At 59.5% G+C, this 20,100-nt stretch carries 19 protein-coding genes; 5 read left to right on the forward strand and 14 right to left on the reverse strand.

The window, feature by feature from the left end; translation table 11 throughout:
• Positions 1 to 6 precede the first annotated feature (6 nt).
• Complete coding sequence (locus ABVN21_RS15075; protein ID WP_339552844.1) at positions 7 to 1,158, reverse strand: thiolase; 1,152 nt, start codon at positions 1,156 to 1,158, stop codon at positions 7 to 9.
• A gap of 162 nt (positions 1,159 to 1,320) precedes the next feature.
• Between ABVN21_RS15075 and ABVN21_RS15080 the strand changes: the two genes are divergently transcribed.
• The 3 genes from ABVN21_RS15080 to ABVN21_RS15090 are packed head-to-tail and all read left to right on the forward strand — an operon-like array spanning position 1,321 to position 3,953.
• The gene (locus tag ABVN21_RS15080; protein WP_339552843.1) at positions 1,321 to 2,208 is read left to right on the forward strand and encodes an alpha/beta hydrolase; all 888 of its coding nucleotides are present in this window, start codon (positions 1,321 to 1,323) and stop codon (positions 2,206 to 2,208) included.
• Between the two features lie 33 nt (positions 2,209 to 2,241).
• Positions 2,242 to 3,102, forward strand: a complete 861-nt coding sequence (locus ABVN21_RS15085) for a MaoC/PaaZ C-terminal domain-containing protein (RefSeq protein WP_339552842.1) — start codon at positions 2,242 to 2,244, stop codon at positions 3,100 to 3,102.
• A 26-nt stretch (positions 3,103 to 3,128) separates the two neighbouring features.
• Positions 3,129 to 3,953 carry an SDR family oxidoreductase gene (locus tag ABVN21_RS15090; RefSeq protein WP_339552841.1) on the forward strand — a complete coding sequence of 275 codons (825 nt, stop codon included), beginning with the start codon at positions 3,129 to 3,131 and terminating at the stop codon, positions 3,951 to 3,953.
• 50 nt (positions 3,954 to 4,003) lie between these two features.
• Here the strand turns inward: ABVN21_RS15090 and ABVN21_RS15095 are convergent, their stop codons facing one another.
• The gene (locus tag ABVN21_RS15095; protein WP_339552840.1) at positions 4,004 to 5,185 is read right to left on the reverse strand and encodes a thiolase family protein; all 1,182 of its coding nucleotides are present in this window, start codon (positions 5,183 to 5,185) and stop codon (positions 4,004 to 4,006) included.
• 254 nt (positions 5,186 to 5,439) lie between these two features.
• Here ABVN21_RS15095 and ABVN21_RS15100 point away from each other — a divergent pair, with 254 nt between their 5' ends.
• Complete coding sequence (locus ABVN21_RS15100; protein ID WP_339552839.1) at positions 5,440 to 7,065, forward strand: AMP-binding protein; 1,626 nt, start codon at positions 5,440 to 5,442, stop codon at positions 7,063 to 7,065.
• 24 nt (positions 7,066 to 7,089) lie between these two features.
• Positions 7,090 to 7,941 carry an alpha/beta hydrolase gene (locus tag ABVN21_RS15105; protein WP_339552838.1) on the forward strand — a complete coding sequence of 284 codons (852 nt, stop codon included), beginning with the start codon at positions 7,090 to 7,092 and terminating at the stop codon, positions 7,939 to 7,941.
• A 52-nt stretch (positions 7,942 to 7,993) separates the two neighbouring features.
• Here the strand turns inward: ABVN21_RS15105 and ABVN21_RS15110 are convergent, their stop codons facing one another.
• From ABVN21_RS15110 to ABVN21_RS15165, 12 genes are all read right to left on the reverse strand, one after another.
• On the reverse strand, positions 7,994 to 9,085 hold the full coding sequence (locus ABVN21_RS15110; RefSeq protein ID WP_339552837.1) for a dihydrodipicolinate reductase: 1,092 nt from the start codon (positions 9,083 to 9,085) through the stop codon (positions 7,994 to 7,996).
• Positions 9,086 to 9,104: 19 nt separating this feature from the next.
• Positions 9,105 to 9,977, reverse strand: coding sequence for an acyl-CoA thioesterase domain-containing protein (locus ABVN21_RS15115; protein ID WP_339552836.1), 873 nt, complete (start codon positions 9,975 to 9,977; stop codon positions 9,105 to 9,107).
• Positions 9,978 to 9,998: 21 nt separating this feature from the next.
• The gene (locus ABVN21_RS15120) at positions 9,999 to 10,436 is read right to left on the reverse strand and encodes a PaaI family thioesterase (protein WP_339552835.1); all 438 of its coding nucleotides are present in this window, start codon (positions 10,434 to 10,436) and stop codon (positions 9,999 to 10,001) included.
• Positions 10,437 to 10,451: 15 nt separating this feature from the next.
• Positions 10,452 to 11,789: an MFS transporter gene (locus tag ABVN21_RS15125; protein WP_339552834.1), complete on the reverse strand. Its 1,338-nt coding sequence runs from the start codon at positions 11,787 to 11,789 to the stop codon at positions 10,452 to 10,454.
• 145 nt (positions 11,790 to 11,934) lie between these two features.
• Complete coding sequence (locus ABVN21_RS15130) at positions 11,935 to 13,587, reverse strand: AMP-binding protein (protein WP_339552833.1); 1,653 nt, start codon at positions 13,585 to 13,587, stop codon at positions 11,935 to 11,937.
• The gene (locus tag ABVN21_RS15135) at positions 13,584 to 14,423 is read right to left on the reverse strand and encodes an SDR family NAD(P)-dependent oxidoreductase (protein WP_339552832.1); all 840 of its coding nucleotides are present in this window, start codon (positions 14,421 to 14,423) and stop codon (positions 13,584 to 13,586) included. The genes ABVN21_RS15130 and ABVN21_RS15135 overlap by 4 nt, the downstream gene beginning before the upstream one ends.
• 27 nt (positions 14,424 to 14,450) lie before the next feature.
• Entirely contained in the window at positions 14,451 to 15,224 is a 774-nt protein-coding gene (locus ABVN21_RS15140) for an SDR family NAD(P)-dependent oxidoreductase (protein ID WP_339552831.1), read from the reverse strand.
• A 53-nt stretch (positions 15,225 to 15,277) separates the two neighbouring features.
• Positions 15,278 to 16,036, reverse strand: a complete 759-nt coding sequence (locus tag ABVN21_RS15145) for an SDR family oxidoreductase (RefSeq protein WP_096511924.1) — start codon at positions 16,034 to 16,036, stop codon at positions 15,278 to 15,280.
• Positions 16,037 to 16,051: 15 nt separating this feature from the next.
• Positions 16,052 to 17,350, reverse strand: a complete 1,299-nt coding sequence (locus tag ABVN21_RS15150; RefSeq protein ID WP_339552830.1) for an acyl-CoA dehydrogenase family protein — start codon at positions 17,348 to 17,350, stop codon at positions 16,052 to 16,054.
• A 33-nt stretch (positions 17,351 to 17,383) separates the two neighbouring features.
• Entirely contained in the window at positions 17,384 to 18,451 is a 1,068-nt protein-coding gene (locus ABVN21_RS15155; protein WP_339552829.1) for a phosphotransferase family protein, read from the reverse strand.
• A 104-nt stretch (positions 18,452 to 18,555) separates the two neighbouring features.
• Complete coding sequence (locus tag ABVN21_RS15160; RefSeq protein WP_339552828.1) at positions 18,556 to 19,077, reverse strand: helix-turn-helix domain-containing protein; 522 nt, start codon at positions 19,075 to 19,077, stop codon at positions 18,556 to 18,558.
• A gap of 151 nt (positions 19,078 to 19,228) precedes the next feature.
• Positions 19,229 to 19,963 carry an SDR family oxidoreductase gene (locus ABVN21_RS15165; protein ID WP_339552827.1) on the reverse strand — a complete coding sequence of 245 codons (735 nt, stop codon included), beginning with the start codon at positions 19,961 to 19,963 and terminating at the stop codon, positions 19,229 to 19,231.
• Positions 19,964 to 20,100 lie beyond the last annotated feature (137 nt).

Consider the following 20,100-nt stretch of genomic DNA (forward strand, 5'->3'; position numbering starts at 1 on the left):
AGTGGATCAAAGAGTTTCAGCTGTGCCGAGGATCAACGTGGCCTGGCTGGAAAGCGTGCCGCCGTTGGCGTGTGCCAGCGCTAAACGGGCATTGGCGACCTGACGCTGGCCAGACTCACCCCGTAGCTGCATGCAGGATTCGACAATGGTGAACAGCCCGTACATGCCGGGATGGCAGCACGACAAACCACCGCCATTGGTGTTGACCGGCAATGAACCACCCGGGGCGATGTTGCCTCCCGACACGAAGTGACCGCCCTCGCCTTTCGGGCAAAACCCGAGGTCTTCGAGAAACAGCAGGGTATTGATGGTGAAGGCGTCATACAGTTGCACAACGTCGATATCCGCCGGGGTGACACCGGCCAGTGCGTAAGCACGCTGGCCAGATTCACGCGCAGCCGTCACGGTAAGGTCCTGCGACTGGTCAACACCCGAATACCAGGTCGCCGCTGCACCACCGAGCAGGTACACCGGACGCGCCTGCAGGTCACGGGCGCGGTCGGAGCGAGTCAGCACAATCGCCGCCGCACCGTCGGTGACCAGGCAGCAGTCACGCACGCTTAACGGATCGGAAACCATCCGCGCTTTCAAGCAGTCTTCGATGGTCAATTCATCCCTGACAAACGCATCCGGGTTGAGTTGGGCCCACTTGCGCGCCGCCACGGCGACCTCGGCCAAATGCTCACGGGTCGTGCCGTACTGGTGCATGTGGCGCGCGGCAGCCAGTGCATAGGACGAAAGTGGGGTCAGCGGCTTGTATGGCTTCTCGTAAGGTGAAGGCAAGCGCATTGAAACGAGCCCGCCAGACGCCGTGCGTTGGTTACTGCCGTAAATGATCAGTGCCGTGTCGCAATAGCCGCTTTCGAGCATCAAGGTGGCCGCGATCACATGGGAGTGAAAGGCCGAGCCCCCGGTGCGGTTGTTTTCTGTAAAGCGAGGCTGAATGCCGAGGTATTCCGCTGCGCTCAAACCTGACAATGCGTCATCTGGTGTACAGACGAACAGTGCATCGACTTCCTGCAGGCTGACGTTGGCATCCTTGAGTGCCAAGACGGCGGCCTTGGCTGCCAGGTCCAGCGATCGCATGCCCGGAGACTCGCCCATGCCGTAGGTGGCAGCGCCGACGATTGCCACCTGCCCTCGAGGAAAACGCTCCATTGCTGCACTCCGTTTCGGTCCGGTCGTTACCGGCGATTGGTCTGGACTTCGAATTAATAACTAACATAGTATCAGCTATGAAGACAAATTAGCCTAAGCAAACGCACGCTGCAATAGCGTCATGGCTAATGCGTAAACAGGCCATAAAAAGGACCGGTACCCATGAGCGAGATCCCAGAGCAAAAAACCGATGAATCCCAGGCGCCCCCCGCCTGGTTCGAATGGGCGCTGGAACACCCTGGTCGTTCGCACTACATCGAAGCCAACGGCAGCCGCCTGCACCTGTTGTCCTGGAACTTCGAGGCACGCGACAAGCCTGTTCTGTTGTTCGTCCACGGCTTCCGCGGACATGCCCATTGGTGGGATTTCATCGCACCGTTCTTCGCCGAGCGGTACCGGGTCATCGCCCTGGACCTGTCGGGGATGGGCGACAGCGCCCAACGTGCCAGTTACGGCCCACATACCCTGGCCGACGATGTCATTGCCGTTGCCGAATGGCTGGACACTCCGCGCTTGATCGCCATCGGCCATAGCTATGGCGGATCCCGAGTACTGCGCGCCTGTGCCGATCGTCCGGAGCTGTTCGAGCGGCTGATCATTATTGACAGCTACGTGGTGTTTTCCGATCAGGAAGCGGTCAGAGAGCCTGCGAAAATTCGCGGTGACCGTGAATACCCGGACATTGAAAGCGCCGTTGCACGATTCCGGCTGCTACCGCAGCAGCCCGACGCAATACCCTGCCTGGTCGAACATGTGGCCAGGCATTCAGTGCGCGCGACGGCCACCGGTGTGCGCTGGAAGTTCGACGTCAATCTGCCGCCCGGTGGTGCACGCGAAGCCGACGGCGAACAACTCCTGGCCAGGATCAAACGCCCCGTCGCGTACGTGTTCGGTGAACGCAGCGTCGTCGTTACCCCAGCCATGGCCCACCGCATCGTCAACCACCTCACGGATGCCCGCGGCCCCATCGCCATACCCGATGGGCACCACCACTTGATGTTCGACCAGCCCATCGCATTGATCAGCACGCTGCGCGCGCTGCTTGCCTAACCCCTGCTTTTTGTCCGCCCGAGGAACCGAACCATGGCCATCGATTACCACAAGCTGCTTGATCTGCAGATCCCCGATACACAGCAGAGTTACACCCACAAGGACAGCATTCTTTACGCCCTGAGCCTGGGCTACGGCAGCGATCCGCTGGACACCCACCAGTTACCCCTGGTGTACGAGGCCGAGTTGCGGGCGGTACCGACCATGGGTGTGGTGCTCGCTCACCCCGGCTATTGGCCGCGCACCCTGGACACAGGCCTTGATTGGGTGCGCATCGTGCATGCCGAGCAAGGTCTGGTCTTGCACAAACCATTGCCCGCCGAAGCCCGGGTTATCGGCAAATCCCGGGTCGTCGACATCATCGACAAGGGTGCGGACAAGGGCGCGCTGATCACCTACGAGCGACGGATTCTGGAGGCCGACGGTGGCGAGCCGCTTTGCACCATCAGCCAGACCATGCTGGCACGCGGCGACGGCGGTTTCGGTGGTCCGCAACGCAGTGCCCCAGCGCCCCTCACCGTGCCCGAACGCGCCCCCGAACACATCATCGATCTGGTGACTGCCGAAAACATGGCGCTGCTCTATCGCTTGAATGGCGACTGGAACCCTTTGCACGCCGATCCGCAGGTGGCTGCCAAAGCCGGTTTTCAAAGGCCGATCTTGCACGGACTGGCGACCTGGGGTCTGGCGGGGCGCGCGATCATGCAAGCAGTGTGTGCATTCGATGGTCGACAGATTGCGTCCATCTTCGGGCGCTTCACCGCCCCGGCCTACCCTGGTGAAACCTTCCGCACGGAGATCTGGGTCGATGGCCCGGTCATCTCTTTCCGGGTTCTCAGTGTTGAACGCGATGTAGTGGTCATCAATAACGGTCGAGCCGAACTCAGAGGCTGAGGCCAATAACAACAAAGGAGCACGTCATGACACCCCAAGACATTCGTCTGGACGGCAAAGTCGCCCTGATTACCGCTGGCGCCAATGGTATCGGCGCCGGCATTGCCCTGAACCTGGCCCGCTTCGGAGCCCGCGTGGCCATCGCCGACATCGACCAGGTCAGCGGCGAACAGTTGGTGCGCACCATCGAGGCAGCAGGCGGCCAGGCGCTGTTCCTGGAAACCGACGTCAACCACACGGAGCAGATCACTGCCACCGTGGCACGGACCGCCGAGCATTTCGGCCGCCTCGATATCCTGGTCAATAACGCCGGAGGCGTGCGCAACGGCAGTTTTCTGGAGCAAAGCGAGCGCAGCTGGCGGCGTCATATCGACTTCAATTTCATCAGCATGCTGACAGCCACCCAGGCAGCCGCGAAGGTGATGGTTGAAGCCGGTCAGGGCGGCACCATCATCAATATCGCGAGTAGCGAAGGCTTGCGCGCGGCGCCGGGCTTTGCCGTGTATGCCGCTTGCAAAGCCGGAATGATCAGTTTCAGCCGTTCGATGGCGCTGGAGCTTTCAGGGCATGGCATTCGCGTGCATGCATTGGCGCCGGACATGATCATGACCGATGGTTTGAGGCCGTATATGGAAGCCGGCGGCGAAGCGGGCAAAGCCGCTCGTGATCGTTATATCCCTCTTGGGCGCACCGGATCGACTGATGAATTGGCTGGCGTTGTGGTGTTTCTGGTGTCGAACATGTCGTCCTATGTCACCGGGTTGACCGTGCCGGTGGATGGCGGTGCCATCGCTTCCAGTGGCTGGACGCGTTCGCCCACCACTGGCGAATGGAACCTCTACCACGCTTGAGCAGCACCCGAAGGCTAGCGGCATTCAATCCGCAAGCCTTCGGGCACCGGTTACTCGCTGGACAGCAGCACGGCTCCGGCCAAAGGGCCGCCGCCATTGCTCGCCACCGCTAGACGCGGCTCACCCGGTACTTGCCGCGCCCCGCCTTCGCCGCGCAGCTGGACCACGGCCTCGTGCACATGACCGAGCCCATGAAGGCGTCCGGCCGACAATTGACCGCCATGAGTGGCCATCGGCAACTGACCGTCCAAGGCAATACGCTGGCCGCCCTCGACGAACGCCGCCGCTTCACCGCGCCCACAGAATCCCAGCCCCTCCAGCCAAAGAAGGCTCAGGAAACTGAAGCCGTCATACAGCGCGGCAACCTTCACATCGGCAGGCTTGTAATCGGTACGCTGCCAAAGTCGCCGGCCTGCCTCTTCGGCGCAATAGCGCGTCAGGTCGCCCATCTGATCCCAGGCGTCGCGACCGGTGAACGGACCGCAGATCGATTCGATGTTGACCGGTCGCGAGCGCAAGTCCGGTGCCGTATCACGGTGAGAAACGATCAGCACCGTCGAACCATCGACCGGCACGTCGCAGTCGTACAAACACAGCGGTGTCGAAATCATCCGCGAATCCAGGTACTGCTCCATGCTCAATGGGTCGCGATAGACAGCCTTGGGGTTGAGCGCAGCATTGCGTCGGGCGTTGATGGCAACTGCCGCCAGTTGCTCTCGGGTCGCACCAAACTCATGGAAATAACGGCTGGCAACCAGTCCCACCCAGTTGGCGGCCGAGGCAGCCTGAAACGGCACCTGGAACTCGCCGAAGCCCGACACACGGCCCTCTCCTCCTACGGAACTTGAGCGTACGCCCGTGGCCAGCGCGCTGGACTCGGTCACTGTACGAAAACAGATGACGTGCCTGGCCTGGCCAGAGGCGACAGCCATACAGGCATTAATCAAGGCGCTCATCTGCGTGGCTTCGTTACCCGCGCTGTACCAACTCAATTCCAGGCCCAGCGATTCCTTGACCTGGCCGATGGACACCGGGGAAAACGCCGGCATATCGGCACGGTAACCAGGCCAGCTGGCAACACCGTCGATTTCCTTCCGATCCAGGCCGGCATCCTCAAGGGCCGCCAAAATGGCCTCCAGCGTCAGGTCCAGGCCACTACGTCCCAGCCTGCGACCCACTGCCGATTGCCCGATACCGGAGATGATCGCTTGGCGCTCTGGAGCCATGGTCATGAAAATTCCTCTTGTTTTTTGATCTGGAGTCGTCGCCTGTCTTCACTTCGGACCGGCATATATGCAATTGCCAGGGTCTTGAGTATTGACCCATCTGCAACACTGCGGCAGACTCTAAAAAATGTCAAACAGTCAGTTATTTGAAATTGCGGGTGTTACGCAGCTCTGGAACTGGCGCTAAGATAGCGGGAAATCTCTGCTCTCGTCCCGAGCGTGGAGAGGCACCTACAAAAACAAAATCGAGGTGAAGATCCATGGCAGCACGTGAACCCGGCTGGAGCACTGACCAGCTAGACACCATCAATGCCGTCTTGCAGCGCGCTACCGAGAAATATGGCGACCGCCAGTTCATGGATTTTCTTGGTGACACCTACAGCTTTGCCGATATCAACCAGGCCGCCTGTCGCCTGGCCAATGGCTTGAGCAAACTGGGGGTCAAGAAAGGCCAGACCGTGGTGACGCTGCTGGATAACTCCGCCGACGCTGTCTTTATCTGGTTTGCCATCAATAAGCTCGGTGCCGTCAGCGTACCGGTCAACACTGCGCTTAAGGGGGAGTTCCTGCGCCATCAGGTGGGCGACGCCGCCGCCGCCGTCGTCATTGCCGAAAGCGATTACGCCGATCGGGTCGCGGCCATTTCCGACAAACTGCCTGAACTGACCACCCTGGTACACCGCGGCGCCGTCCCGACCATCAGCATCAAGCAGACACTGCTGGCCTGGAGTGACCTGCTCAGCGACGACGCCAGCGAGCCGGACGTGCAGGTCATGCCCCATGACCTCGCGATGCTGATCTACACCGGCGGCACTACTGGCCCTTCCAAGGGCTGCATGGTCAGCCACAATTATACTTGCAGCCTGGCGCGGCAAATGCTGGTGATTACCAATCGCCAGGAAGACACCATTACCTGGTCGCCGCTACCACTTTTCCACCTCAATGCGGTGGCCACCACGGTCGTTGCCAACATGATGGTCGGTGCCCGGATCGCCATTTACCCTCGTTTCTCGGTGTCCAATTTCTGGCCGCAGATCGAACGTACCGGCGCCAACGATGTGCAATTGCTCGCTGCGATGATGCCCATGTTGGCGGGCGCACCGGACAACGAATCCAGCCTCCGCTGCCGCGGCCAGGTCAAGGCAGTCTGGGGTGCACCGTTCCCCGAGGCCGTGCAGAAACAGTGGAAAGAACGATTCGGTGTCACCCATACCGTCTGCGGCGGCTTTGGCCTCACTGAGTGCTCGCTGCCGAGCATTCTGCCTTTCGGTACGGTTGGCAAACCGGGCAGTTCCGGCCTGCGCAATACCGAAGACTTCGACGTACGCATCGTCGACGACAACGATGTCGAGCTGCCACCCAACACACCCGGCGAGATCATCGTTCGCCCACGCAAACCCAACGTCATGTTCGATGGCTACTGGAAGCGTCCGGAAGACACGCTCAAAGTTATGCGTAACATGTGGTTCCACACCGGCGATATCGGCAAATTCGACGAGGATGACTTCTTCTATTTCGTCGATCGCAAGAAAGACTATCTGCGTCGTCGCGGCGAGAACATCTCCAGCTTCGAAGTGGAAAGTGCATTCCTTCAGCATGAAACGGTCGACGAGGTGGCCGCTCACGCTGTGCTCTCAGATCTGGGTGAGGATGAACTGAAGGTCACCATTACCCTCAAGCCAGGCAATGCCCTCAGCGAGGAAGATCTGTGCCGCTGGGCCGCCGACCAGATGCCCTACTACGCGGTACCCCGCTACATTGAATACCGCTCGGCGTTGCCGAAAAGCCCGCTGGGACGCATCTACAAGTTCCAGCTGCGCGATGAAGGCGTGACCGCTACCACTTGGGATCGGGAAAAATCCGGCCTGAAACTGGCCAAACGCTGAATGACGACGGCCAAGGAATTTGCCATGAAAAGTACAGCTGTCTGGTTCACTGGCGGTATCGGCAATCGCTTGGCCGCAGATGTTTCTGGCCCGCAGGATGGCCCGCCGGTCTTATTGCTGCACGGTGGTGGTCAAACCCGCCACTCCTGGTCTCGGGCGCACCGGACTCTGGCCGAAGCAGGCTACCGGGTGATATCACTGGACGCTCGGGGCCATGGGGAATCGGACTGGATAGAAAACGGCGATTACGGCCCGCAATCCCAGGTCGAAGATCTGTTGGCCGTTATTGATACTTTGGGAGCGGCGCCTGCATTGGTAGGAGCGTCGATGGGTGGGGTCAACTCATTGCTGGCCTGTGCGGCTGACCCGCGGTTGGCTTCTTGCCTGATTCTGGTCGATGTCACCCCACGCCTGGAGCTTAAGGGCGTGGATCACATTCTCGAGTTCATGACAGGAAATGCCGACGGATTTGCTTCACTTGAGCAGGCAGCCCAGGTCGTCAGTGCTTACAACCCTCACCGCCAGCAAACGACCGATACGCGTGGACTGGAGAAAAACCTCAGGCAACGTGACAACGGACGCTGGTACTGGCACTGGGATCCGCGTTTCATTGCCGGAGATCACCGGCAAAAGGTTGCCCGCATCGCACAACGGATGCAGGACGCTGCTGGCAAGATCGACATTCCGACCTTGCTGGTTCGCGGCAAGCAGAGCGACGTGGTCAGCCCCGAGGGTGCGCAAGAATTGCAGGCGATGATTCCTCATATGACCTTCGTCGACGTGGAAGGCGCCGGTCATATGGTTGCTGGCGACAAGAACGACCTGTTCAATGCCGCCATTATCGAGTTCCTCCAACGCCACTACCCGGCACACTAGAAGAGGGCAACGCGGATCATTTCAAGGGCCGTCGCGGGCCCTTTTTTTTTGATCAGGAAAACGCAAAGTGCGTAGCGTGTGGCGCCGGCAGATCGAGGATGGAACGACAGCCCGGCGACGCGGCCACGACACCCGGTACAAAGTTGACCGCCCGCGCTGCGTTCAGCGCTGCTGCGTGATCCACCCCATCTTCACCCGGTTGCGCCCAAAGCTCACAGCAGATTCGTGGCGAGCCGTCTATCTCGACCCGCCAATTGGGTTCGTCTGCCCGCTGCCGCCAGTCAGGACCGAGTGCCAACCGAGCTGTTTGCTCGTTCACGATCTGAAGAAACGGACGACCGCTGGAATAGGCGGTGAAGGTCCATCGCACGCCAGCCGGGGTTCCGACCGGGATGTGCAGGCCGCTTGCTTCGAGCACCATGTCTTCCGGCGCCAGCGCGTACTCCTTGTTGGTAATTTTCACATCGCCCAACTCCAACCCCAGGCCGTCGGCTACCATGCGAGCGGATTGACGCATGCCCCACAGCCATAGGTTGTCCACCATCGCTCCGCTCGTTTGCTGATGCACCGGAATGCCAAATCCGCAACCCTGGCTCAATTGCACGGCGGACGGATAGTGAGCGTTATAACCGCGTTGCCAGGCCCGGATCGACGTGACCTGGCCGGCATAGCCGGAAACGAACAGAGGCAGCACATCACTGATCAATCCGGGGATATTGCCCCCTGCGACCAGCGTGGCATTGCCCGCCTCGCAGGCCTCTTCCAGTGCCGCAAGTTCCGCCTCCCCCTGCAGATACCAGCCGCCAATGCCGGAATACACGTTGGTGCCGCGGCGCAGGAAGCGCTCCACTATCCCTGCGTTCCACGATGTACCGTGCCACAACGCGCAATCGGCAGGCACGGCGAGCAGCTTTTCCAGATCGCGCGTCGCCGCAATACCCATGGCCCCAATGCCGCTCAGGATGCCTGCATCAACGCCATCCTTCTTTTCGTCATGGACGAGTACACCGGCAAGCTCCATCCCGGGGTGACCATCGAGAAGGCGGATGATTTGGCGGCCCACACCGCCGGTATAACAGACGATAACCCGAAGTTTTTTCACCGCGATACTCTCCAGAGCCGTCAGGCGGAAGGTGACATGCAAGGGGGGTGAACAGCCTGACTCAATCGCGCTCTCCGATCAGGCAATCCTGCGCAATCGACGCCAATAATTGTCGGTGCTGGTCATAGATCCGCACATTGGACAAGGCACGCCCAGATTGGAGGCTGGGGCTGTCACAGACGAACAGCAACCATTGATCAGCACGGCAGGGACGATGAAACCAGAGGGAATGGTTGAGGCTGGCGATAAATAGACGGTCGCGCGCCTCGATCAGGGCGACATGGTGCAGAATCGCCGCGCTGTTGATCCAAAAGTCACTGAGATAGGCCAGGCCAGCGGCTTGCACCGCGTCATCTTCGGGCAAGCGTTCATGCAACTTTACCCAAAAGACGAGATTCGGCTGGCTCGAAGACTCGCATAGATAGCGCTGTGGATCGACGATACGTAACTGCGCGCAGCTTTTCTCGAAACGCCCCCAGTCTGCCCGCCCACCGTGACGTAACTGACTCATTGCAGGCAGCTCTTCAGGGTCTGGCACCGCTGGCGCCGCCTCAACATGAAAGAAACCTTCGATAGGTACCTGAAAGCTGACTTGAGCGTCGAGCACCCGACGTTCTTGCTGCAATCCACTGACATGAAAGCTGGCAAAGCGCTTGCCCTCCTGCAGCGGCGTCACCTGATAGGTAATGGGCAGCGTCGGCAACGCGCCTTGCAAAAACAGGCAATGCAGCGTCGCTGGCTGCTTGTCCGGGCAACAGTGCCGGGCAGCCAGAAAAGCCTGCGCCAACAGTTGCCCACCGAAGACCCGGCCATTGAGATTGGCATCGTGAACATCGCCGGTAAAAACCAACGAATCCTGCGGGATAACGTTCAGCAGTTCAGCCAGTCGCTCCTGGTCCCAGAACCGGGCTTGCGCAGCATCAGAAAGACTCATAACGCATCCCGGGCAAAATCGTCAGAGAACAGAAACCGGACGTTTGATGTATTTGAACGTACCGGAGGCGGTGGCTAGCAACTCACCCGCTTCATTGCGCACCTCAGCATCGCAGAACGCCAGCGAGCGGCTGCTCGAACGCAGAAAGCCCTGCGCATTCAGAACGTCTCCGGCCTGCCCCCCAGGGCGCATGAAACTGCTCTTCATCTCCACGGTGACGCAATGCTGGTCGCGCCCGGAAGCGAAAGTGCTGCAGGCCATGACTACATCCATCAGGGTCATGATCAGCCCACCATGGGCGCTACCACCGCCGTTCATATGGAAATCCTTGAGTCGGACCTGAAGCCGCGCCCCCTCCTCGTACATCTGCGGCGCCCCAAGAATTTCCAGGTGCTGCATCAGGGGATCGATACCCTGGTCCGCCATGAGATTGGCCAGAAAAGCTGCACCGTCTGCCATAGGTTTATCCTGTATTCAAAGCGAGGTTCGAGAAACGGGTTGGCCCATGGCCAATGGTTCGCCTGCAGGTGAGCGCTCCGGCGTCGATGCCCCGTCGAAGCGCGGATAGCGACCTAGCGTCAGCAACAGCACCGAACACAACGGGAAAGCCAGGACGCAATAGGTCAGCATCGAGTCGTAGGTGCCGGTGCGGGCAAACAGAATCGCGAACCCAAAGGGTGCGAGGGTGCTGCCCAGGCCAATGACGCCCATATGCAGGCTATAGACCCTGGCGTAATCGCGCATACCGAAATAACGCGCCATCAGGAAAGCCGCGATGTCCATTTCCGCGCCAGCCCCTAGGCCAACCAGAATCGAACCGAGCATTAGAATGTGCATGTCGCTCTGCGTCATGAAGATCAGACAGCCAAAGGCCGGGGTCAGCAACACCACAAAGGCAACGCCCGGTGCCCAGAGCCGATCAATCAAGTAACCGACCACGACCCGGCCAAGCACCAGGGAAACGCCATAAATACTGAAGACACTGGCTGCTTCCGCCGCCGATAGCCCTTTGTCGCGCAGCATTGGCACGGTATTGATTACCATGCCGATCATGGCCGTTACGGCCAGCAGCAGCGCAAAGTTACAGACCCAGAAGCGTCGTGACCGTGCGGCTTGACGCAAGTCCATACCCGGCAACTTGACCGCTTCGACATCAGCCCCGGCTGCCACAGCTATTTGCTTGACCAGTGGTGCCGCTGTGGACAACCAGAATAATGACAACGGCAAAGTCACCAATAGCGGCAACAGACCCAGCACCCAGTAACCTGCGCGCCAGCCCCATTGCCCGATCGCCCAACTCAACACCGGCGGCAGTACCAATGCAGCGAGCCCAGTGCCGGAGAGAATGATCGCCAAGGCCAGGCCCCGGTTAAGGTCAAACCACAGGTTGACCAACTGCGTCCAGGTCACCTGCATGGTGCCAAGACCAGCAAATGCCAACAGCGCGTAACCTCCGTACAACTGCCAGATGGAGCCGGTGTTGAATGTCATCAGCGCGTAGGCCAGTGCCAACGCCACCAGGGAACACAAGGTCACCAGGCGAATTCCGTAGCGTTTGAACAACCAACCGGTGATCTGGATGGAGATCACCGAGCTTGCAAATAAAAAGGAAATGGCCGGTTGTATCTCGCCTCGGGTCCAGCCAAAGGCTTCCTGTAAGGGCACAATCATGGAGCCGAATGCATAAAGCGGAGCAACGCTGACGGAAGTGCCAATCCCGATCAGAGCGAGGATGAGCACCCTCCACCCCAAGCGAAACTCGGTGAAATTGATGGCCAGGGACGTTCCTGGCTTTTCAGATGAGCGAGACATACAGACACTCCATCAGCTTTTTTCAGTTTTCAGCTAGCAAGCGCTCAAAGATTGAGAAATCGACAGCGAATGTCGCGCTGCCCATTTCAACCACCAAAGCCCAATAACTGACTTATTGTTATTTTTACTGATCATCGCCTTGCCTTCAGCGCTTGTCAAACGTCACGTTCGCCTTGACCCGATCCCATGTCGCAGCAGTGACGCCTTCATCACGCAGTTCATACTTGAGAATCCGCCCAACCGGACTGCGCGGCACCTCGGTGCGAAACTCGATGTAGCGCGGTACCGCATAGTAGGGCACTCGATCGATGGCCCAGCGACATAGCTCCTCCTCGGTCACGTTACTGCCTGGTCGTAATACCGCTGTGACCTTGACTTCATCCTCGGACAGCTCGGAGAACACGGCATGCACCGCGACATCTTCGATCTGCGGATGAGCTGCAAAGGTTTTTTCCATCTCATAACTGGAGATATTTTCCCCGCCACGGCGCATGTAATCCTTCTTGCGGTCGAGGAAAAAGAAGAAGCCTTCCTCGTCGATCATGCCGATGTCGCCAGTGTGGAACCACATGTTGCGCATGACTTTCAAGGTGTCGGCGGGGCGATTCCAGTAACCCTCGAACATCACATGGGGCTTGAGCGGACGCACAATCAGCTCACCTGGTGTGCCATAGGGCAGCTCGACGTCATTGTCGTCCACCACGCGAATATCGAAGGAGTCGCAGCGTTTGCCGGCGCAATTGGGTTTATAAGGGTCGCCGAACGGCAACATGGTCACGATGGCGCATTCGGTCAGGCCAAAACCTGCGCCACCCACGGCATGCCGCACGCCAAAGCGCTCACGCCAGCGTTGCTGCAACTCGGGCGCAAATGGCGCGCCGTAGACCTTGTCCAGTTGCCCGTAGCAACGCTTCATCGCGTCGTTGTCTGGCCCACCTGCCAGTAGCGGCACCATCGAAGCCAGCAGGTTCGCCTCATTGGCGCCGCTGCGCTCGATATCCGGCCAGAAACCCGACACCGAGAAACGCGGATAAACCACTGCACGTGCGCCAATCATCAGGTTGCACAGCACCGTTGTCACGGTGGCATTGAGGTGAAACAGCGGCAACGGCGTCCAAGTGATCGACTCTCGCGTGCGACCAAGGCAGATGATCATCTGCCGCGCTTCGTTGCACGCATAGTTGTGACTGATCATGCAGCCCTTGGACGGCCCGGTGGTCCCCCCGGTGTAGATCAGCATGGTCAGATCGCCCGGTGAGACCTTGACGTCAGGATCGTGATCATCATCACTGCGCAGACATTCCAGGTCGACGATCTCAATATTGCCAAGGCATTCAGTGGGCGCATCACCGCGGTGAATCAGGTAGCACAGGTCTGGCAACTGATCGGCGATCTGGCCGACACGCTCGGCATAAACGGTTTCGGCGATGACCAACGCCGCATTCGCATCAGCAATCTGATGACGAAGAAATTCACCCTTGAACGCGGTGTTCACCGGCACGCTGATGGCACCCAGTTTGTTCAGGGCGAACCACATCAACACCGCATCGCAGTTGTTGTCGAGTATGGTCACGACCGTCTGGCCCTTGACCACGCCCAGCGTAGCCAGGCCATTGGCAAGACGACAGGCCTCACGCTGGATGTCGTTGAAGGTCAGCACCTGCCCCAGAACATCGAGGAACGGTTTGTCACCGAATTCGCGGGCTGCACGACGGACCACATCGTTGACCGTATCGGACTCGCCCGCAGACCACCCTGGCAGTGCTTGCGGATTCTGGATTGAAGGTAAAAGGGTCATGCTTGTGAGCTCCGGTAATGGGGTGAGCAATCGCGTGTCAGCCGCTGCAAGCGCTGGCCGGCAAGCTCGAGAGAGTGTTCGTGGGTCAGCACGTAAAAGCGTTTTTCATGAATGGCGATCAACAATTGCATCGCCACCTGCTCGGCCGTCACTGATGCGCTGTGCACGGCTTTCTGCGCGTGTTCATGAAAGGCTGTCGCTGTTGCGCCGGGAGGCGCTGCCCGGGAATCGACATGGTCACCACCGGGCCCGGTCAATCCCGTGGGCACCAGCCCCGGGCACAGCACTGAAACGGCAATATCGGCACCCAAACTCTTGAGTTCCAGATCCAGGGATTCCGAGAGTGCAACCAGCGCCGCCTTGGCTGCGGCGTAGGGGCTGATGAAAGGCAAGGCCATCAAGCCACCCATGGAAGCGGTATTGACGATATGCCCCTCCCTGCCCTGCTCCAGCATCATCGGCACAAAACTGTGCAATCCGTTGACTACCCCAAGCAAGTTGACGTCCAGCACCCGCCGCCAATTCGCCAGGTCATGTTCCCAACTGCAGCGAGGTAAGTCCCCGGTTATACCTGCGTTATTGCACAGCAGATCAACGCCACCTTCAGCCCTGACCCGCTCAGCCAACTGAGCCATCGATCCCGGATCGCTGACATCGGTGGGCACTGCCGTTACCTGCCCTGCATCGAAGCTTTGAACGGCAGCATCGAGCCTCTCTCCCGGTAAATCCGCGAGTACAACATGCATGCCTTCGGCCACAAATAAACGCGCCATGGCCAAACCCAGGCCACTGGCAGCCCCCGTCACTACGGCCCTTTTGTTAGCAAGTTCCAACATGAAGCTCACTCCATATCGAGCCAGTTCTCAGCGTACGGGCACCGTTCCGCCGTCCACACTCAGGGTTTGCCCCGTGATGAACCGGGCGCCGTCACTGGCGAGAAAAACCATGACAGGTGCCAGATCGCGATCTGCATTTCCCAGCTTGCCGCCCAGCGGAATGATCGACGCCAGATGCCGGTCATGGCTGACCAGCTCTTCGGGCGTCATCTTGGCGCGATGGGCGTCGTACATCGGCGTCCAGATCATCGGCGCCACCGCATTGACCGTGATCCCGTAACGCGCCCACTCCTGCGCCACAGTGCGGGTCCAGGCGAGTACTGCGCCTTTGGAGGCCGCATAGTGAGCCGCCCCAGACATGCCGGTAAGGCCGGCGGCCGAACCAAAGTTGATGATGCGCCCGCCACGCTCGCGCATATGTTCGAAGGCCGACTGGTTGGTGTGGAGGGTGCCGCGCACATTGACGTCGAAGATCAGGTCCCAATGTTCCTGGGCGATATCCTCAGCCGGTGCAGTGCGTTCGACACCGGCAATGTTGGCCATGGCATCGAGCCCACCCATGAGGCCAACGGCAGCCTCGAATACCGCGGCGACCTCGCCGCGATTGGCGATGTCGCAATGATAAAAGGTGACGGCGCCCGGAAATTGCGCATTGACCTCATCGGCGGCTTGCTCGCCTTCGGCGTCCAGTATATCCAGGGACGCGACCTTTGCACCTTGCGCGGCATAGGCGCGCACGACGCTGGCAGCAATGCCCCGCGCGCCACCGGTGACGATGATTTTCTTACCTTGGAGCTGCATGTTCCTGCCTCTTGTTGTTATTCAGGTGTTATGCGCAGTTGCCAGCGGACCGCCTATGGCAGTCCGCCGTCCACCTTGATCAAAGAGCCTGTCGTATAACTGGAGTAAGGGCTTGCCAGGTAAAGCGCCGTGGTGATGATTTCTTCCGGTTTGCCCGGTCGGCCGAGGGCATTGGCGCAGGTTTCGCGCATCTCTTCAGTCCAGGCCTTGGAAATGTCAGTGAGGAACGGTCCCGCCGAAATGGTGTTGACCCGTACCTTGGGACCATATTCCTGCGCCAGCCCTACGGTCATGGCGTTCAGCGCAGCCTTGGCCCCTGCGTAGGGCACTATCTGTGGTGATGGACGCAGTCCACCGGTGCTGCTGACGTTGATGATCGAACCGCCCTTGCCCGCGGCCATACGCTGGGCAACCAATGCACCGAGGCGGAAGGGTCCCTTGAAGTTCAGGCTGACGACCTTGTCGAAAAGCTCCTCGGTGACCTCATGTGAAGGCACGGCCGGCGACATGCCGGCATTGTTGACCAGCACGTCGAGGTAACCGAATTCGGCGTAGGCCACGTCGACCAGGCGCTCGACTTCCTGCCATTTGCCAACATGACAAGCCACCGCCAGCGCGCGCCGGCCCAGCGCCCGCACTTGCTCGGCAACGGCCTCGCAGGCATCGAGCTTGCGACTGGCAATGATCACATCGGCGCCCGCCCTGGCGAAGGCTAGGACCATCTGGTAACCCAGGCCTCGGCTACCACCCGTGACCAGCACGACTTTGCCGGTCAGGTCGAACAACGACTCGTGGTTAGTTGAATCGGTCATTGCAAATTCACCGTTTTAATTGTCCAGGATGTGCGCGTACCGGGCCCGTGCTGCCGCGATCTTCGGCGGCAGATGTTCGCTGGGGAACATGCCTTCAGCGGGTTTGTAGCGACGCAGCAGCTCGCGGGCCACGGTCACCCGGTGGACCTCGGTGGGGCCGTCAGCCAGACCGAATGTCGGCACATTCATCCACATGTAGGCCAGAGGTGTTTCGAAGGTCGCGCCCAAGGAGCCATGCAGGTGCAGCGCGCGCTGCACGATGTCGTGATAGATCTTGGCCATGCCGACCTTGACCATGGCGATGTGAGCGCGGGCCTGACGCGGATCGCCATGGCTGCGATCGATGATCCAGGCGGTCTTCATGACCAGCAGGCGAAACTGCTCAAGCTCGATCTGGCTGTCGGCAATCATCGTCTGCACGGTCCCCATGTCGGCCAACAGCGTGCCTTGGGTACGCCGACTGAGCGCCCGTTCGCACATCATGTCCAAGGCCCGCTGGCACTGCCCGACGATCCGCATGGCGTGATGCACCCGACCACCACCGAGGCGCGCCTGAGCCACTGCAAACCCACCGCCTTGCTCACCCAGCATGTGATCAAGCGGGACACGCACGTTGTTGTAGTGCAGATAGCCCTCAGTCGCCTCGTCCATTTCCAGGCGCTCGCCCATGTACGGCGCATTACGGATGATCTCCAGGCCTGCGGTCTCCCGCGGCACGATGAACATCGACATGCGCTTCTGGATCGGTGCCTCGGGGTCGGTAACCGCCAGCACCAGCACGAATTCGGCATATCGTGCGTTGGAGGAGAACCATTTCTCACCGTTGATGACCCAATGGCCACCCTCACGCACAGCCGTGGTGGTGAACACTCGTGGATCGGCACCACCCTGCGGCTCGGTCATGGAAAAGCAGGAAACGATATCGCCATCGAGCAGCGGTTGCAGGTAGCGTTCCTTTTGCTGCGGGGTACCGAACATGGCAAGAATTTCAGCGTTGCCGGTGTCCGGTGCGGCCGTGCCGAACACGGTTGGCGCCCACAAAGAGCGCCCCAGACGCTCGTTCATCAAGGCCAGAGCGACCTGGCCGTAGCCTTCTCCACCCAACTCCTCACCAAGGTGGCAGGCCCAAAGTTTCTGGCGTTTAACCTCATCCTGGAGCGGCTTGAGGATGGCCCGTGAGGCTTCGTGGCGAGTGTTGTAAACCACACTCACTGATGGAAACAGCACGTCCAGCGGTTCCACTTCCTCGACCAGAAAACGGTCGATCCAGTCCAGCTTTTTTTGGAACTCAGGGTCGGTCGAAAAATCCCACATGGTATTTCCCCAAACAGCGTTGCAATGGACCGCTCAGGCGGCAGAGATGAGTTGCCGAGCCTTGGCCATCAGCCAGGTGGCATAGTTGTGCAGGTATTCGCCCATTTCCTTGGGCGCCTTGCCGACCAGGGAGCGCGCGTAGGTGCCTTCGAGCAGGCAGGCGAGCTTGTAGCAGGCCAACACGAAGAACCACGGCAGGCTGGACAGATCACGTCCGGTCAGTTCGCCATACAGTGCAATCAGTTCACTGCGGGACATGAAACCATCCCAAGGCTCAACCACCGGCTTGCTGCCAGCGCCCGGGATCTGTGGGTCGCCCGGTTCACGCCAGGATGTCAACACCCAGGCAAGATCCAGCAGCGGGTCGCCAAGGGTCGACAGTTCCCAGTCGATCAGGCCGCTGATGCGCGGTGACTCAAGAGAAAACATCACGTTGGGCCACTGATAGTCGCCGTGGATAATGCCGATGCGGCCATCTTCCGGGACGTTGTCAGCGAGCCAGCGTCCAACTGCATCGACGCTGGGCAAGTCACTCTGCTGATAGCCTGGGGTATCGCGATAACCATCCAGCTGCGAGCGCCAGCGATCGACTTGACGACCGTGCCAATTCTCGGGCCGACCGAAGTCTGCAAGCCCCGCTTTTTGGTGATCCACCTGGCTCAACGACGCCGCCGCACGAACGAAAGACTCACCCATCTGTCGGCGCCAACTCGCCTCGGTGGCATAGCGTCCATGTAACTGGCCTGCTGGGGAGAAGCCTTCAAGCGGCTCCATGAGGAAGAAATTCACGCCCATCATCGAACGGTCGGTACACACCGCCAGCAGTGCCGGATGAGGTACTTCGCTGCCTGCCAGCGCCTTGAGCACCCGCGCTTCGCGCAACATGGTTTCATTACTGTTGGCACGCAGATGTCGGGGCGGACGCCTCAGCACCATTTGCCTGGCACCACGATTGAGCATGAACAGGTTGTTTTGCGAACCACCGGTAAGCTGGTGGACTTCGGTGATCGGGCCATCGCCGGGCAGGTCGGCAGCATCGAGCCACGGTTGCAGCACCGACCAATCCAGCAATCCTTCGAAATCGGGAAGTATCGGCTTCATACTTGGCAACCTCCCCCTTTACGGTTCGGTTTAGCCCTGTGCAAACACCGATTGTGTCGGCCCGGCACGCGTATCGAAGTTCCCATAATCCGATTTCCCCATCGTTATTGTTGTTCGGTCCCTCCTTGCACGGAGGCACTCTTGTCCTGCTCAAGGTTGTGGCGCACTTGCCTCAACACTTCCAGCGTCTGGTCCAGGGCTGCAACATCCAGTCCCTGAGAAATACGCTCGGTCCACTCAGCACTTTCCTGGTTCACCTGTGCATACACCTGCCGTCCCAATGCGGTGGCAACCAACTGCTTGGACGTTTTGTGATGCGGGTTGTCCTCGTAACTCACATAGCCTTGCGCAGCTAGAACATCGGCCAGCCGTTGAATCGCCTGACGCGTGTAACCCAGGCTGCGAGCAATTCGCGCTACGGTCGGCGGCTCGGCTGCCAGTACTACCGAGGCCAGCACAAAGGTCTGACCAGGGCCACCCAGCACTGATGGCCGCTTCACGCTCATTACCCGGCCATGCAGACGCAAGACCTCATCCACCAATTCACCGAGACGACCACCTAACTCGCTATGAACTGAATGATCAAAGGTCGGCACCGATCGTTCTTCGGCCTTCTTGCTAGCCATACTGACACCTCACTTCCATATTGACAACATGCTGTCATTTTATTTTATGCGAATTTTCCGGAATGCAGCATCGTTTGTGAGCCGCATCCTCAGTGGGCGACTCTACAGACACAACGAGGGGGAGCAAGCTCCCCCTCGGTAAATCTTAAACTCAGACCCCGCAGGCCGTGTAGCCGCCGTCAATCGGCAGCAACGCTCCACTGATGAACGAAGCAGCTGGCGAACAGAGGAACACAATGCCCTGCGCGATTTCATCTGGCTGTCCCCAACGACCCAAGGGGGTACGCCCCAGTACCCGGGTATTGCGCTCGACATCAGCCGACATGCCACGTGTCATCGGAGTGTCGGTCCAGCCTGGCGCTACCGCATTGACGCGGATGCCTTCCTTGCCCCACGCCACAGCCAGGCTCTTGCTCAACTGCACTACGCCGCCTTTGCTCGAGGCATAGGCGGGTGCCGTCGGGCTACCGAAGGTGCTCATCACAGACCCCAGATTAACAATACAACCAGCATTGGCTGCCAGCAGTTCGCGCGCTGCGTAACAGCAACGCATGGTACCGACAAGATTGATTTCCAGCGTGCGCAGGAAACCCTCCTCGGTGAACTCACTGGCGCCGCGGCCAATGCCCGCGGAGTTCACCAGTATGTCGAGCCGGGACAGCGCGGCGAAATACCCAGTGACAGCTGCGGAGTCGCCCACATCGAGCACGGTGAAATCGACAGCAGCCAACTCGCTGTCATCCTGACAAGACTGCACTTCCGCCAGCGATACACCGGTCGCCTTAACCGCACACCCGACTTCCAGCAATCTGCGAACGGTTGCCAGGCCAATACCGCTGGTACCGCCAACAACCAAGGCCGTTTTATTGCGCAAATCAGTCGTCATAACCTCTCCTACTCAATTTCCCTGGGTATCCCGCTGACACCCTAACAGCCACAAGATGACATAGAGTCAGTTTATTTCGCTATATCCGCATCAACTAAAAATCACAGCGACACCCTAGAAAAACTCTTGGACTGCTT

This window comes from Pseudomonas sp. MYb327 (assembly GCF_040438925.1).
Lineage (GTDB): Bacteria > Pseudomonadota > Gammaproteobacteria > Pseudomonadales > Pseudomonadaceae > Aquipseudomonas.

What these genes read in the sequence shown, in the direction of transcription:
- ABVN21_RS15075 (WP_339552844.1), bottom strand. Translation starts at nt 1,158, where the DNA reads ATGGAGCGTTTTCCTCGAGGGCAGGTGGCAATCGTCGGCGCTGCCACC.
- ABVN21_RS15080 (WP_339552843.1), top strand. Translation starts at nt 1,321, where the DNA reads ATGAGCGAGATCCCAGAGCAAAAAACCGATGAATCCCAGGCGCCCCCC.
- ABVN21_RS15085 (WP_339552842.1), top strand. Translation starts at nt 2,242, where the DNA reads ATGGCCATCGATTACCACAAGCTGCTTGATCTGCAGATCCCCGATACA.
- ABVN21_RS15090 (WP_339552841.1), top strand. Translation starts at nt 3,129, where the DNA reads ATGACACCCCAAGACATTCGTCTGGACGGCAAAGTCGCCCTGATTACC.
- ABVN21_RS15095 (WP_339552840.1), bottom strand. Translation starts at nt 5,185, where the DNA reads ATGACCATGGCTCCAGAGCGCCAAGCGATCATCTCCGGTATCGGGCAA.
- ABVN21_RS15100 (WP_339552839.1), top strand. Translation starts at nt 5,440, where the DNA reads ATGGCAGCACGTGAACCCGGCTGGAGCACTGACCAGCTAGACACCATC.
- ABVN21_RS15105 (WP_339552838.1), top strand. Translation starts at nt 7,090, where the DNA reads ATGAAAAGTACAGCTGTCTGGTTCACTGGCGGTATCGGCAATCGCTTG.
- ABVN21_RS15115 (WP_339552836.1), bottom strand. Translation starts at nt 9,977, where the DNA reads ATGAGTCTTTCTGATGCTGCGCAAGCCCGGTTCTGGGACCAGGAGCGA.
- ABVN21_RS15120 (WP_339552835.1), bottom strand. Translation starts at nt 10,436, where the DNA reads ATGGCAGACGGTGCAGCTTTTCTGGCCAATCTCATGGCGGACCAGGGT.
- ABVN21_RS15125 (WP_339552834.1), bottom strand. Translation starts at nt 11,789, where the DNA reads ATGTCTCGCTCATCTGAAAAGCCAGGAACGTCCCTGGCCATCAATTTC.
- ABVN21_RS15130 (WP_339552833.1), bottom strand. Translation starts at nt 13,587, where the DNA reads ATGACCCTTTTACCTTCAATCCAGAATCCGCAAGCACTGCCAGGGTGG.
- ABVN21_RS15135 (WP_339552832.1), bottom strand. Translation starts at nt 14,423, where the DNA reads ATGTTGGAACTTGCTAACAAAAGGGCCGTAGTGACGGGGGCTGCCAGT.
- ABVN21_RS15140 (WP_339552831.1), bottom strand. Translation starts at nt 15,224, where the DNA reads ATGCAGCTCCAAGGTAAGAAAATCATCGTCACCGGTGGCGCGCGGGGC.
- ABVN21_RS15145 (WP_096511924.1), bottom strand. Translation starts at nt 16,036, where the DNA reads ATGACCGATTCAACTAACCACGAGTCGTTGTTCGACCTGACCGGCAAA.
- ABVN21_RS15150 (WP_339552830.1), bottom strand. Translation starts at nt 17,350, where the DNA reads ATGTGGGATTTTTCGACCGACCCTGAGTTCCAAAAAAAGCTGGACTGG.
- ABVN21_RS15155 (WP_339552829.1), bottom strand. Translation starts at nt 18,451, where the DNA reads ATGAAGCCGATACTTCCCGATTTCGAAGGATTGCTGGATTGGTCGGTG.
- ABVN21_RS15160 (WP_339552828.1), bottom strand. Translation starts at nt 19,077, where the DNA reads ATGGCTAGCAAGAAGGCCGAAGAACGATCGGTGCCGACCTTTGATCAT.
- ABVN21_RS15165 (WP_339552827.1), bottom strand. Translation starts at nt 19,963, where the DNA reads ATGACGACTGATTTGCGCAATAAAACGGCCTTGGTTGTTGGCGGTACC.